At 62.7% G+C, this 13,667-nt stretch carries 9 protein-coding genes; 5 read left to right on the top strand and 4 right to left on the bottom strand.

What is annotated here, in order from left to right; genetic code table 11:
• Positions 1–23: 23 nt before the first annotated feature.
• The 3 genes from FXB40_RS02350 to FXB40_RS02360 all read right to left on the bottom strand — a co-directional run bounded on the left by FXB40_RS02350 (position 24) and on the right by FXB40_RS02360 (position 3,185).
• Entirely contained in the window at positions 24–1,004 is a 981-nt protein-coding gene (locus tag FXB40_RS02350; RefSeq protein ID WP_148770607.1) for an AraC family transcriptional regulator, read from the bottom strand.
• Between the two features lie 186 nt (positions 1,005–1,190).
• Positions 1,191–2,525 (bottom strand): sensor histidine kinase, encoded by a 1,335-nt coding sequence (locus FXB40_RS02355; RefSeq protein WP_148770608.1) that lies wholly within the window; start codon positions 2,523–2,525, stop codon positions 1,191–1,193.
• Between the two features lie 3 nt (positions 2,526–2,528).
• Complete coding sequence (locus tag FXB40_RS02360; protein WP_148770609.1) at positions 2,529–3,185, bottom strand: response regulator transcription factor; 657 nt, start codon at positions 3,183–3,185, stop codon at positions 2,529–2,531.
• Positions 3,186–3,419: 234 nt separating this feature from the next.
• On the opposite strand from FXB40_RS02360, the gene FXB40_RS02365 reads away from it, so the two are divergent.
• The 5 genes from FXB40_RS02365 to FXB40_RS02385 all read left to right on the top strand — a co-directional run bounded on the left by FXB40_RS02365 (position 3,420) and on the right by FXB40_RS02385 (position 12,814).
• Positions 3,420–4,673 (top strand): efflux RND transporter periplasmic adaptor subunit, encoded by a 1,254-nt coding sequence (locus FXB40_RS02365; RefSeq protein ID WP_210352118.1) that lies wholly within the window; start codon positions 3,420–3,422, stop codon positions 4,671–4,673.
• A gap of 12 nt (positions 4,674–4,685) precedes the next feature.
• Positions 4,686–7,811, top strand: coding sequence for an efflux RND transporter permease subunit (locus FXB40_RS02370; protein WP_148770611.1), 3,126 nt, complete (start codon positions 4,686–4,688; stop codon positions 7,809–7,811).
• A gap of 93 nt (positions 7,812–7,904) precedes the next feature.
• On the top strand, positions 7,905–8,198 hold the full coding sequence (locus FXB40_RS02375; protein ID WP_148770612.1) for a PRC-barrel domain-containing protein: 294 nt from the start codon (positions 7,905–7,907) through the stop codon (positions 8,196–8,198).
• 321 nt (positions 8,199–8,519) lie between these two features.
• On the top strand, positions 8,520–9,677 hold the full coding sequence (locus tag FXB40_RS02380) for an efflux RND transporter periplasmic adaptor subunit (RefSeq protein ID WP_148770613.1): 1,158 nt from the start codon (positions 8,520–8,522) through the stop codon (positions 9,675–9,677).
• Complete coding sequence (locus FXB40_RS02385; RefSeq protein WP_148770614.1) at positions 9,674–12,814, top strand: efflux RND transporter permease subunit; 3,141 nt, start codon at positions 9,674–9,676, stop codon at positions 12,812–12,814. The genes FXB40_RS02380 and FXB40_RS02385 overlap by 4 nt, the downstream gene beginning before the upstream one ends.
• Before the next feature lie 88 nt (positions 12,815–12,902).
• On the opposite strand, the gene FXB40_RS02390 is transcribed toward FXB40_RS02385, so the two are convergent.
• The coding region (locus tag FXB40_RS02390; protein ID WP_148770615.1) for a sigma 54-interacting transcriptional regulator at positions 12,903–13,667 on the bottom strand (765 nt) is incomplete at its 5' end.

Here is a 13,667-nt window from a genome sequence, read left to right on the forward strand (position 1 = left end):
CGGCGTCCGCAACCCCGACCGCTTTAATCGAGACGGCGACGGTAATAGCTCGGAGTTTCGCCGGTCAACCTGTGAAACGCGCTGGTGAATGTGCTGGTATCGCTGAAGCCGACCTCAAGCGCAATCGCCGTGACCGACCGTTCGCGAATCGCCAATAGCTGCTTGGCCCGTTCGATTCGCCGGGTCGCGTGATATCGGTGTGGCGGCAGGCCGAAAGACCGTTTGAACGAGCGGGAGAAATGATATGGACTGAGCTGCGCGAGCTCGGCCAGCGTCGCGAGCGGAATATCGTCGGCGACATGCTCCTCGACATAGGCGGCCACCCGCTTCTGTTGCCAGGCAGCAAGGCCGCCACGACTGGCCGGCTCGTGAAGTCCCGTGTCACCGTTGATGCGAACGAGCTCATGCGTCAGCACGATGCCGAGCGCTTCGGCATATTGCCGATGCACCGTGTCCGCGTTCTCGATCACCGACTTGAGCTTGAGAGCGGTTTGCCAGAGATCCCGATCGTAAAAGAACAGGCGCGGCTTGAATTCGATCTCCTCAAACCGCAGCGCGGAATCGGCGAGAGGTCCGTGCGGATCAATGTAGAAGTAGGTTGTGTGCGTCAATGCACGCGGTCTCTGCCATCCGCGGAAGTCGTGCCCGGCGGGAACGAAAGTCAGCTTGTGCGTGAAATCGCGCAAGGTCGACCGCGGCAGGCCTTCAACAAAGGACTCCCCGTCGTAACGCTCGGCGACTTCTGCCGCAATGAGCAGGTGCCAAGGAGCCCGGAATCCATATTCAAACGGCGTGTGCTGCATGATCTGGACCGTCTCCCCGCGAAAGCCCGACCAGGCCGCGGAACGGCGCTTGGCGATCTCAGGCGGGGAAATATTGACGAGCAGACGTGGGAGGGTTGGAAAGGTCGATTCGGCGGAACTGGCCATTGTTCGATCTCCACTCGCTTGATACCCGTTTGGCTCCAGACGTTGTCGGTAGGTCGGGCGCGCCTCGATCGGCAATCCCGCCTTGTATATGACCGGCGATCCGGGGCGGAGGAATGGGTTGCCAAACACGGCAACCTCGCCTTGGCCTCGGTCTCAACTGGGCAAAATCGCACGCGCTCCATACCGGCCAGACGCGGATGCTCAAATCCAATCGGCAGCTCATGCTGGCTACCTTGGGACAGCCCGACCATCGGAGAGACTTCACGTTGGGTCAGGGAAAATGAGGCGAGCTTCGAAGCCACCGACGCGCCCCATGACGGGGGAAAAAAGCGTTAGGCTGCCGCCGATCTGCTTCATGACGCTGTCGACAATAGCGAGCCCAAGACCGCCTCCGGCGCCGACCGAGCATCCACGAACGAAGGGCTTCTTCAGAGTATCGAGGATCTCCGATGGAATCATGGCACCGCCATTCAGCAGGCGTATCTGCCGGTCGCGGCCAACGATGAGCTCGATCGGCTCATCGGGGGCACCGTAGCGCACCGCATTCTCGATGAGATTGCGAAGCGTGATGCCGATGATGTCCAATTCACCCTGTATGATGAACTCGTCCGGACCTTCCGCGATGACCACCAGCCTGTCTCCGACGTCTTCGTGCCGGCGAAACTCGTCGACCAGGATCTGCACGACCGTCATGACGTCGACGCGCTCCCGCTGCATCCCAACGCCCGCGCCGCTGCGCGACAGTTGCAGCAACTTCTCGGCAAGGCTGCTGAGCCCTTTGATCTGGACGACGATGCGGGCCGAGCGTTCGGCGTGCGGCGTTCCGGCGAGTTGGGCCGACAGCAACTGCATCTGCGCCAGCACGGCGGCAATCGGCGTCCGCAACTCGTGGGCGCTGTTCGCCGCGAACTGGCGTTCAGCCGCCAAGGCGCGCTCTAGCCGTTCAAGGAGCCGGTTGACCGCAGCTTGAATCGGCGCGAGCTCTGTCGGTAGCCCCATGTCGGAGATTTGCGACAGATTTGAGCCGTCGCGCCGGCTGATCTCACCCCGCAGCTGATCCAACGATCGCATACTCCGAAAGACCGCCCAGCGGATCAGGAACCACAACAACGGCAGGAACAGCAGTAGTGGCCCGACGGTCAACGCAGTTGCCCGCCACAGCGACTCGGCACGGTGTGCCCTGGGTTCTGCAACCTCGATGAAGTAGCCATTGGCGGCGGCGGGCTGCGCATAGACGCGATACTGTGGCGTGTCGTGGAAGCCGGCCTGACGCGGCACCGGAAACGGTATCTCAGGCGCATTCTCCGAGCGCATCGCGATTTCGCCGGTCGGTCCGACGATCTGATAGGCCAAGGCCCGTGGATCCATCGTGGCAACCAATTGCTTCGCCATTCGCTGCATGGCCTCTGGCTGCCGCACGGCCTCGTAGGTGGCCGGCAAGAGCCGCTGCGCGACCTCCTCGATCGCATCGTCAAGTCTTTCGTTGATCTCGAACACCGTGAGCGTGCCTGCGGCAATGCTGCCGAGGACCCACAGGGCTGCCATCGAGGACGCCAACAGCCAGATCAGGCGCGAAACAAGGCTTCCTTGCGCCATATTTCACTCTCCCAGGCGGTAGCCGAGACCGCGTACGGTTCGGATGAAATCTCGCCCGAGCTTGCGGCGGACGCGGCTGACATAGACCTCGATGGTGTTGCTCTCGATCTCCTCGCCAAAGGCATAGAGCGCATCCTCGATCTGCTCTTTCGATACGATTGACCGTCGCCGTCGTCCCAACACCTCGACCACGGCCCATTCCCGCGCGCTGAGTTCGACGGACCGCCCATCCAGTCGCGCGACTTTGGGTTCCCACTCCAATTCAACCGGGCCGATCTGAAGGATCGGCACCGCCTTTCCGAAATATCGGCGGCTGACGGCCTCCAGGCGTGCATTCACTTCGTCGAGGTCGAAAGGCTTGACGATGTAATCGTCAGCGCCCGCTTTCAACCCTTCGATCCGGTCACTGACAAGGTCGCGCGCGGTAAGGATCACGACTGGCAGCGCGTCGCCACGGCGGCGAAGTTTGCGCAAGAAATCCAGGCCGCGCCCATCGGGCAGGTGCAGATCAAGCAGCAGCGCGTCATAGGAGACCGTGCGTACCGCGTGCTCCGCCGGCTCCAGCCGTTCGAACCAGTCGACGGCATGTCCCGATGCCCGAATATGCTCCTGCACGGCCGATCCGAGATGCGGCTCGTCCTCAATCAGCAAGACTCGCATGGGTCCACTCACAATCCTCACGAAAGGTGTTGAAGGAGAAAGCTGAAGCCAACCTGAACGTCACGGAGATAGTCTTCAGGCCCGCGTCAGAAAAGCCCGCTAACGGTGCCGACCAACGGTTTTCGTCGGAGCGGGAAAATGATTCATACAAGCCCATCAAGTACAGCTCACGCTTTCGCGATCAATGGGTCGGAGGCCGGTCATGGCCCGTTGCCTCTTCGTCGGACATTGGCGGTGACGAAGCATCGACTGCTCCTCAGCGCCGCGATGGTCGCTATCGCCTTGGCCGCGGGATTTGCGGCGGGCCGCTCGTTGCCGTCCGCCTCGATCGCGGCGCCCGTGAGCGTCCCGGCGGCAGCTGCCGCTGATCCGGGGCTGCCAGCCACAATTACTCTCTCCGAGCCGAAGCTTGCGAACCTGCAATTGCAGATCGAGGAGGCGAAGTCCGGTCCGCTGGTTCAGGCCTTGTCGGCGACGGGTAGCGTCGGCTACGATCAGCTCCATGTTGCCCGCATCAGGCCCGTGGCGCGCGGCCGGATCGAAGCGCTCGATGTAACCGCCGGCGATCGGGTCGTAGCAGGTCAGCGGTTGGCGGTCCTCGACAATTTCGACCTCAGTGCCGCCCATAGCAGGGTTCTGAGCGCCGAGGCGGCGCTCAGTCAGGCACAAGCGCAACTCAGAGCAGCAAGTGCTGCTTACGACCGCGCGGCAAGTCTTATTCGCAACGACCTCGTGACGCAGGCCGAGGTCGAGGCTCGGCGCGCCACCGTCGCCACCATGGAAGCCGATCTCCGCACCAAGCAAGCCGAGTTGCAGCGGTACCGGGAGGAAGAGGCACGGCTGCTACCGATGCGGCCCGCCGCCACAGGCGCAAGCCCCTCCAGCGATCAGCCGACGCTCGGCTCGCGGGGCGCCATCGTCGCGCCATTCGCCGGCGTGGTTGATTCGGTCTCTGTGGCGAAAGGAGAGATCGTCGATCCGGCGGCGTCGATATTGACCGTGTCGGATCTCTCGACCGTCTGGGTCCAGGCCGACGTAGCAGAGAGGGATCTCGGCGCAGTCAAGGTGGGCGATGCGGTCGAGGTGAGAGTGCGTGCCTTTCCAGGTCGCGTTTTTACCGGCCGTGTCACCTACATCCCCGACCAGATCGAGACGACGACGGGGATGGCCAAGGTGCGCTGCGAGATCCCCAACCCGGACGGCGCGATGCGCGTCAATATGTTCGCCTCCGTCACCATCCTCTCACCACAGGGCGGCAACGCTGTCTTGGTGCCGAGCGAAAGCCTGCAGGAAGTCAACGGGCAGAGCGTCGTGTTCATTCCGACAGGTGATCGCCAGTTCGCCTGGCGTGCGGTTCGCACCGGCCCGGTCGCAAACGGAAAGACCCAGATCACGAGCGGGCTTGCGGCTGGCACCGCAGTCGTCGGCGAGGGCAGCTATTGGCTCAAGGCGGCTCTGATGCAGTCCACCATTCCGGACCAGGGCTAGGGAGACATCACCGTGATCAACAGGATCGTCGATGCCGCCCTCGGCAACCGTATGCTCGTCCTCATCCTCATCGCCGGGCTTGTCGCTGCTGGCCTCTTGAGCATGCAACGCCTGCCGTTTGATGCCGACCCGGACATCTCACCGCTGCAGGTGCTGGTGACGACCCAGGCACCGGGTTTGGCCCCGCCTGACGTGGAGCGTTCGATCACCTTGCCAATCGAGTTGGCCTTGCAGGGCCTCCCGGGCATGACGAGCTACCGGTCGATCTCGCGCTATGGGCTGTCCGTCATCTATGTGAAATTCGCCGACGGCGGCGACATCCTGACCGACCGCACGCTGGTTGCGCAGCGGCTGAGCCAGACTGCGCTGCCGCCAGAAGCCGGGACACCGCGGCTCGGGCCACTCTCCGACGGGCTCTCCGAGATCTACCAGTTCAAGGTCGTGGGCAAGAACCACTCGCTCATGCAGTTGCGCTCGATCCTGGATTGGCAGGTCTCACCACAGCTCAAGCTGGTCCCGGGCATCACCGAGGTCAACGTCAACGGCGGCGAGCTCAGGACCTACGAGGTCCGAGTCTCGCAGAGCGCGTTGACGCGCTTTGGGATGTCCGTCGAGGAGGTCTACAACGCGGTGGCGCAGAACAACCGCGCTACCGGCGGTGCGACAATCGCGCACAACGGCGAGCAGGCGGTCATCCGCGGCGAAGGACTGCTGGAATCCATCGGCGACATCGGCAATATCGTCCTGCGTACCGCGGCCGGCGGTTCGCCGCTGTACGTCAAGAACGTCGCCGAGGTGGTAGAGGCGCCGATGCCGAGGCTCGGTGCGGTGACGAGCCAAGGCGACGGCCAGGCCGTGGTGGGCGTCGCTCTGATGACGCTGGGCGAGAACACGCGCGTGGTCGCGCAGCGGCTAGGCGCCGCCGTTGAACAGATCAACAAGACTTTGCCGCCTGGTGTCAGCATCGTGCCCTACTACAATCGCGCCGATCTGATCGACCGCGTCCTGCAGACGGTGGCCCACAACCTGGCCGAAGGCGCTCTCCTGGTCATCACGGTCCTGTTGTTGTTGCTGGGCAATTTTCGCGCCGCCCTCATTGTGGCACTGGCCATCCCGCTCTCGATGCTGGCCGCCGTCACTGCGATGTACTTCACTGGGCTGTCGGGCAACCTGATGAGCCTTGGCGCCATCGATTTCGGCCTCCTGGTCGACGGCGCGGTGGTGATGATCGAAAACATCGTGCGCCGTCGTGCGGAGGCGCCATCTCTCCCGGCCGAGCAGGTGGTGCGCGAGGCCGCGCACGACGTGGCGCGCCCGGTCGCCTTTGCGGTCGCGATCATCACTCTGATCTATTTGCCGATCCTCAGCCTGCAGGATGTCGAGGGCAAGATGTTTCGCCCGATGGCGCTCACCGTGATGTTCGCGCTGGCCGCGTCGCTGGCGCTGACGCTCACGCTGATGCCGGTGCTCGCTTCCTTCTTCTTGCGCAGGCCGGTCGCCGAGCGGGACAGCCGCATCATTGGCGTGGCTCGGAGCAGTTACGCGCCAGTGCTGGCGAAAACGATGCGCCATCCCGGAATCACCATTCTGGTGGCGACCGTGATGCTGGGCGGTGCGCTCTTGACCGGCTCCCGTCTCGGCGCAGAGTTCCTGCCGCGTTTGGAGGAGGGCGCTCTCACCGTCACGACCACCAAGCTGCCCGGCATCTCGCTCGAATCCGCGGTCGCCACTCAGACCATGGTGGAGAAGACGCTGAAGATATTCCCCGAGGTGCAGAGCGTGACCACGCTCGGCGGCAGTTCGGAGATCCCGACAGACCCGATGGGGGTCGAGCAAAGCGACACCTTCATCATTCTCAGGCCAAAATCGGAATGGCGCACCGCGCAGACCGAGGCCGGGCTGATCGAAGCGTACAAGGAGGCACTGGATCAGAGTGTGCCCGGCATTACGCAAAGCTGGGCGCAACCGATCGAGATGCGCATGGACGATCTCTTGCAGGGTGTGATGGCCGACCTCGCCATCGTCATCCACGGGACCGACACGGCAACACTCCGCGACCTCGCCGACCAGGTGGCGCGTGTGGTCTCGGCCGTTCCCGGCGCGGCCGACGTGCAGGCAAAACAGACGGTTGGTCAGCCGTATCTCCGCGTCATCGTGGATCGCGGCGAGATCGCGCGACGCGGGTTCAATGCGACCCAGGTGCTCGACCTCGTCGAAGCGCTGGGCGGACGCACCGTCGGCACCATGAAGGACGGCGACGAGCGGTACAATATCCGCGTCCGGCTCGCTCCGCAGGACCGCGACAGCATCGACCATATCCGGGCGCTGCGCGTGAACAACGGCGCCGGGGTCTCTGCTGCCCTCGGCGATCTGGCCGATATCCGCTGGGAGCCCGGCCCCGCGCAGATCGAGCGCGAGGAAGGCAGGCGCATCATCAAGGTGCAGGCCAATGTACGCGCGCGACCGCTCGCCAGCTTCGTGACCGACGCGCAACAGGCGGTCGCGGCCCAAGTCCGCCTGCCGCCGGGCTATACGATCTCGTGGGGTGGCAGTTTCCAAGATCTGCAGCAGGGCATGGCGCGGTTGTCGACCGTCGTGCCCGTGGCGCTCGCCGTCATCTTCCTACTGCTCTATCTGATGTTCGGCAGCGCGCGGCTCGCGACGCTGATTTTCTTCAACGTGCCGTTTGCGGCCGTGGGCGGAATCTTCGCGCTCGCGCTGCGCGGCATGCCGTTCAGCATCTCGGCCGCGATCGGCTTCATCGCCTTGTTCGGAATCGCGATTTTAAACGGCGTCGTGATGGTCAGTTACATGGAGGAGCGGCGCAAGGAGGGACTCGCCGCCGCTGCGGCGGCCTGGCAGGCGGCCATGACGCGGCTGCGCCCGGTGCTGATGACGGCGACCGTGGCCAGCCTCGGCTTCCTACCAATGGCACTTTCGACCAACTCCGGCGCCGAAGTGCAGCGCCCGCTCGCCACCGTCGTCATTGGCGGTCTGATCAGCGCGACCTTGCTCACGTTGCTGGTGCTCCCCGCCCTCTATTCCTGGTTTTGTCCCGCGCGCTCTTCCGTTCACGGGACCGCACGTCGACGCCTTTTCGTACCGCCGTTTCTTCGGCAAAGCTTCACGAAAGGCTAACTCGGTCCTAAGGCAATTGTGCGAAGCTGTGTGAGCTGGGCGAGGGGCCGGCGAAACACGAAGCGCCTCAAATGACCGGAAGTGGACTCGATCATGAACAATTCCATCGAAGCATCCGAGTTTTCGTCCGTTCAACTGGAGGGCACCGCTGTGGTGGGCCCGGATGGCGATCGAATCGGATCGATCGAAAGTGCCGCCATCGACCGGACGAGTGGCTCCCTCTCGCACGTGGTGATGACACGATTCGGATTCGTTACGGCACGGTATATGCTTCGTTGGCATCATCTCGACTATGACCGCCAACTCGCCGCCTATCAGGTGGATCTCACGCATAGGCAGTTGCAGGCTGCTTCACTTCCACAGCAGCCCTTCGGTTACGGGCTTTGACCGACGTCGACGGCCGGCGTGGGGGCCCAATTCGGCTAGCGCGCCTGTTGGCGGCGCATAGCAGCCAGATAAGGTTCCGGTCCCCAAGCTAAGTCAGCCCTAAGTCTGATCACCCAGGATTTGACGACTGCGCACTTTCGAGCACGATGAATGCAGCCTTTACCTGATACGGAAGGACCCACACGGAGGCGTGCTAGACAATCGCAACGCGCTGTTCCATCTCGTTGAAGACACATTACCTTCCCCGAAACGGTCGGTCTCGTGAGGACTGACGCCTTCGGCCATTGGAAAACCCGTCGCGATCGGTAGTCGAGAGCAGAAGTGCGCCGTTTAATCCTAATCATAGCCCTGCTCGCCGCCGGAGTCGCCACCGTTTCGATCGACACCCGCTGGTCGGGTCCGTCAATCTCGCAATCGGTCGCGCAGGGTAACACGCAGGCGATTCCTGTCGTGACTGACAAGGCGAGGCGCGCGGATGTTCCGATTTACCTCAGCGGTCTGGGGACGGTTCAGGCGTTCAACAGCGTCCTTGTGACATCGAGGGTCGACGGCCAGATTGTCAAAGTCAGATTCGAAGAGGGAGGGGATGTCCGCGCCGGGGATGTATTGGTCGAGATTGACCGTGCTCCTTTCGAAGCGACGCTGGGACAGGCCGAAGCCAATAAGCTCAAAGACCAAGCGCAGCTCGACAACGCCCGACTCGATTTGGCCAGGTACACCAATCTCGCGAAAACCGGCGCAGCCAGCACACAGCAGCTCGACACGACCCGAGCCTTGGTTGCGCAGATCGAAGCAAGCACTAAGGTCGACCAGGCGCTGATTGACACTGCACGGGTGCAGTTGAATTACACAAGCATCCGTTCGCCGATAGAAGGCCGCGTCGGACGGCGCCTGCTCGATGCAGGCAACATCGTGCGGGCAACCGATACGACGGGCATCGTCACCGTCAACCAAATCCACCCCATCTTCGTGAGCTTCGCGCTGCCCGCCGACACGCTGCCGCAACTCCGCGCGGGGTTGAAGGATGGTAATGTCATCGTAACAGCGCTCGATCGCGACGGACGGGCTCTTGCTACCGGCGCGCTCGCCGTCATTGACAATCAGATCAATCCGGCCACGGGCACGATCAATTATAAGGCGAAATTCGACAACGCCGATGATCCTCTATGGCCTGGACAGTTCGTCAACCTTCGCATCCAGCTTGCGATCCGCCGCAATGTGATCGCGGTACCGGTGACCGCGGTACAGCAGGGTCCCGATGGACCTTACGCTTTCGTCGTCGGCGACGACCGCACCGTGCGGAAGCGGCCGCTTAAGGTCGGCGCACTCAACAGGACCATCGCCATCATTGACGATGGGTTGCAAGCAGGCGAGCACATCGTGACCGACGGTCAATATCGAATTCAGGCCGGAAGCAAAGTCGAAGTCACCGCACAAGCGGCATCCTCCGCCGGGACTGGTCCTGCAAATTCGCCATGAACGTTTCAGCCCCTTTTATCGTTCGGCCGACTGCGACGACGCTGCTGGTCATCGGCCTGACCATGCTTGGATTGGTTGCCTACTTCCTGCTGCCAATCGCGGGCGTGCCGCAAGTCGATATCCCGACCGTCCAGATATCGGCAAGGCTGCCCGGGGCGAACGCGGAGACCATGGCCACATCGGTGGCAGCGCCGCTGGAGCGGCAATTGTCGCTGATTTCGGGGGTAACCTCGATGAGCTCCGCGAGCTCGCTCGGTCAGACGTCGATCCAGGTGGAATTCGACCTCGGCCGCAGCCTCGATGGCGCTACGCAGGATGTGCAGTCGGCGATCAACGCTGCCGGCGGACAATTGCCGAAGAATCTGCCCAATCCGCCGACCTATGAAAAAGTAAACCCAGCCGACGCGCTGCTGATGTCGATTGCAATCATGTCGCCCGACCTGCCGATCGCAAAGGTCGACGACTATGTCGAAAACTACCTCGCTCCCCGGATTTCGCGCATCACCGGCGTCGGGCTGGTCGATTTTCACGGTGAACAAAAGCCCGCTGTGCGCGTGCAGATCGACACGAGCGTAGCCGCGGCCATGGGTTTGAGCCTGGAAGACGTCCGTGCGGCCATCGGCACCGCAACCGTCAATGCTCCGAAGGGCACGTTGGACGGCCAAAGGCAGTCGTTGACGCTGGATACGACCGACCAGATTTTCGACGCCTCGGCTTTCAGTTCGGTGATCGTCGCCTATCGCAACGGAGCGCCGGTCCGGATCAGCGACCTCGGCAGGGCCGTTAACGGCGTCGAAGACGTTCGTCAGGCCGCATGGCTGAATGGCAAGCGGGCCATCGTCATCGATGTGCACAAGCAGCCCGGCTACAACGTCAACCAAACCGTCCAATTGGTAAAAGATGCGCTGCCGGTCCTGCAGCGCACCCTGCCGCCTTCGATCGTGGTGCAAATTCTGGGTGACCGCACCCAGACGATCCGAGCTTCGGTCAACGACGTGCAATTTACCATGGCCATCAGCATCGGCCTGGTGGTGCTGGTGATGTTTGTGTTCTTGCGCAACGCGCGCGCGACCCTGATTCCGAGCGTTACCATCCCGGTCTCCCTGCTGGCGACCTGCGCAGTGATGTACCTGCTCGGCTATACCATCGACAACGTATCGCTGATGGCGCTCACCATCGCGGTCGGCTTCATCATCGACGACGCCGTAGTGATGGTGGAGAACATCATTCGACATATCGAAGCCGGTAAGAGCCCGTTGCAGGCCGCGCTGATCGGAGCACAGGAGATCGGCTTTACCATCCTGTCCATGACTTTTTCGTTGATCGCGGTTTTTCTGCCGTTGCTGTTGATGGGCGGGCTGATCGGGCGATTGTTCCGCGAATTCGCCGTCACCGTCAGCGTCGCCATCTTCATCTCCGGAATTGTGGCCCTGACGCTGACGCCGATGATGTGCGGCTGGCTACTGCGGCCGGACGACAATTACGGTTACCCGAAGGCTGCCGGAAGGATCGAGACCTGGCTCAATACTGCTTTCACCAGATCGCTGGACGCCTATGCGGCCAGCCTGAGCTGGACGCTGCGGCACCGGCTGACCACAATGGCCGTGATGGCGGCTACGCTTGCCGCCACTGCATTACTCTACATCGCCATTCCAAAAGGCTTCTTTCCGCAGCAGGATAACGGCACCATCCAGGGAACCGCCGAAGCCGCCCAGGACATTTCCTACGTCGCCATGGTGAAACGCGTGCATGAGCTGGCCAAGGTGGTGATGGCCGATCCGGACGTGCAGACGGTCTACTACTGGGTCGGCGCCAATCCAACCGTGAATAGCGCCCGCCTGATGATCGATCTCAAGCCGCTCAGCCAGCGCAAGGCGAGCGCCACCGACGTCGTCAACCGGCTGCGCAAAACCACCGCCAAGGTACCGGCGATCGCGTTCTTCGCCCAAGCTCGCCAGGACGTGCAGATCGGCGCGCGCGTCAGCAAGACCCAATATCAATACACGCTGCAGGATCCCGATGTCGCCGAGCTGTTCAAATGGGCCCCGATCATGCTGGCGAAACTCTCCTCGCTGCCAGAGCTGCAGGACGTGACCGGCGACCTGCAGGCGACCGCGCCGCGCATGATGCTGAAGATCGATCGGAACGCCATCGGCCGGTTGGGAATTTCACCGCAGGCGATCGACGATACGCTTTACGACGCCTTCGGACAGCGGCAGGTGGCGACCATTTTCGGTCAGCTCGACCAGCACCGCGTGATCCTCGAAGCTACGCCCAGCGCCCAGGAGGACGCATCCTCCCTGGAGAAACTTTACGTGCCGTCGGCGACGGCGCAGATGGTGCCGTTATCGGTGCTGACGAAATCCGACATTTCGGTCTCTCCGCTTACGATCAACCATCAGGATATGTTTCCTTCGGTGACGTTGTCGTTCAACCTCGCACCGGGACACTCGCTGGGCGAGGCCATCACCGCGATCCTGAACGCGGAACAGACCATCGCGAAGCCTGCCGCCCTTACGGCGCTCTACCAGGGATCGGCCAAGGTTTTCGAGACCTCGCTGGCCACCCAACCCTACCTGATCGCAGCGGCGATCGTCGCGGTCTACATCGTGCTCGGGGTGCTCTACGAAAGTTTCATCCATCCGATCACGATCCTTTCGACGTTGCCCTCGGCAGGGGTCGGAGCTTTTCTGGCGTTGATCGCTCTCGGCTATGATTTCTCCTTGATTGCGCTGATCGGCGTTATTCTCCTGGTCGGGATCGTGAAAAAGAACGCAATCATGATGATCGACTTTGCCCTGGTCGGGGAGCGGCAGCGGCACCTGACGGCGGAGCAATCCATTTACGACGCGTGCCTGATGCGGTTTCGTCCCATCATGATGACGACGATGGCGGCCTTGCTCGGCAGTTTGCCGTTGGCACTTGGATCGGGCGCGGGCTCGGAATTGCGCCGCCCGCTCGGCATCGCCATCGTCGGCGGCCTGCTCCTGTCGCAGTTCCTGACGCTATACACGACCCCGGTCATCTACATTTATTTGAGCAAGCCCACGCGTCGGGCGCATGGTGATCGGCTACCCCAGGTTCATTCAAAGGCCGAGGAACAGGGTGACATCGCTGCGAGCCGCGCGGCAGAATAAGAACCCGTCGACTGTGGAGGGTGCTGCAGGACTCAAAATGCAACCCGATCTTTATGAGCGGGCATACAGGCTAGGTCCGTGCGCGCCTTCATTCCAACCGTGCAGGACACTGCTCTAGAATCCGATAGACGGTATTTCGTGAGATGCCGAGGCGTCGTGCGGTTTCACTGATGTTGCCGGCGGTCTCGGAGTGGACGGCGAGGACGCGGGCGCGCTGGATGTCCTGCAGTGAACCGGAGGCCTTGTGCGGGGGCGGGCCAATCATGGCGCCGACCGCAGCCTCGTCGATGAAGCCATCGGTGGCGGCAAGGGTGAAGCGCGCCAGCATGTTGCGCAGTTCGCGGATGTTGCCGGGCCAGGGGCGCGTGGCGAGGCTGGCGATGGTTGCCGAGGTGATTTCGCAGTCCGGATCGATGGCGCCGAGCAAATGGTGGACGATGGCGTCGAAGTCGGTGCGATCCTGCAGCCGTGGCAGCGTGACCTCGAGGGTGTTGAGGCGGTAGAGCAGGTCAGAGCGGAAGCGGCCCTCGAGGATGGCCTTGTCGAGGGTGGCGTTGGTGGCGGAGACGAGAAAGACGTCGACCTTGGCGCGGGCGCCGCCGATCGGACGCACGGTCCAGTCGTCGAGCAGGCGGAGCAGCACCGCCTGCAGGGTGACGGGCATATCGCCGATTTCGTCGAGGAACAGGGTTCCGCCGTCGGCCTCCTTGACGAGGCCAACGGCGCCGCCGCGCCGTGCGCCGGTAAAGGAGCCCTCGGCATAGCCGAACAGTTCGGCCTCGACGAGGCTTTCGGGCAGGGCGGCGCAGTTGACGGGAACGAAGGCGCCGCTGCGTCCGCTGGCGGCGTGGGC

The organism is Bradyrhizobium rifense (assembly GCF_008123425.1).
GTDB classification, from domain to species: Bacteria; Pseudomonadota; Alphaproteobacteria; order Rhizobiales; family Xanthobacteraceae; genus Bradyrhizobium; species Bradyrhizobium rifense.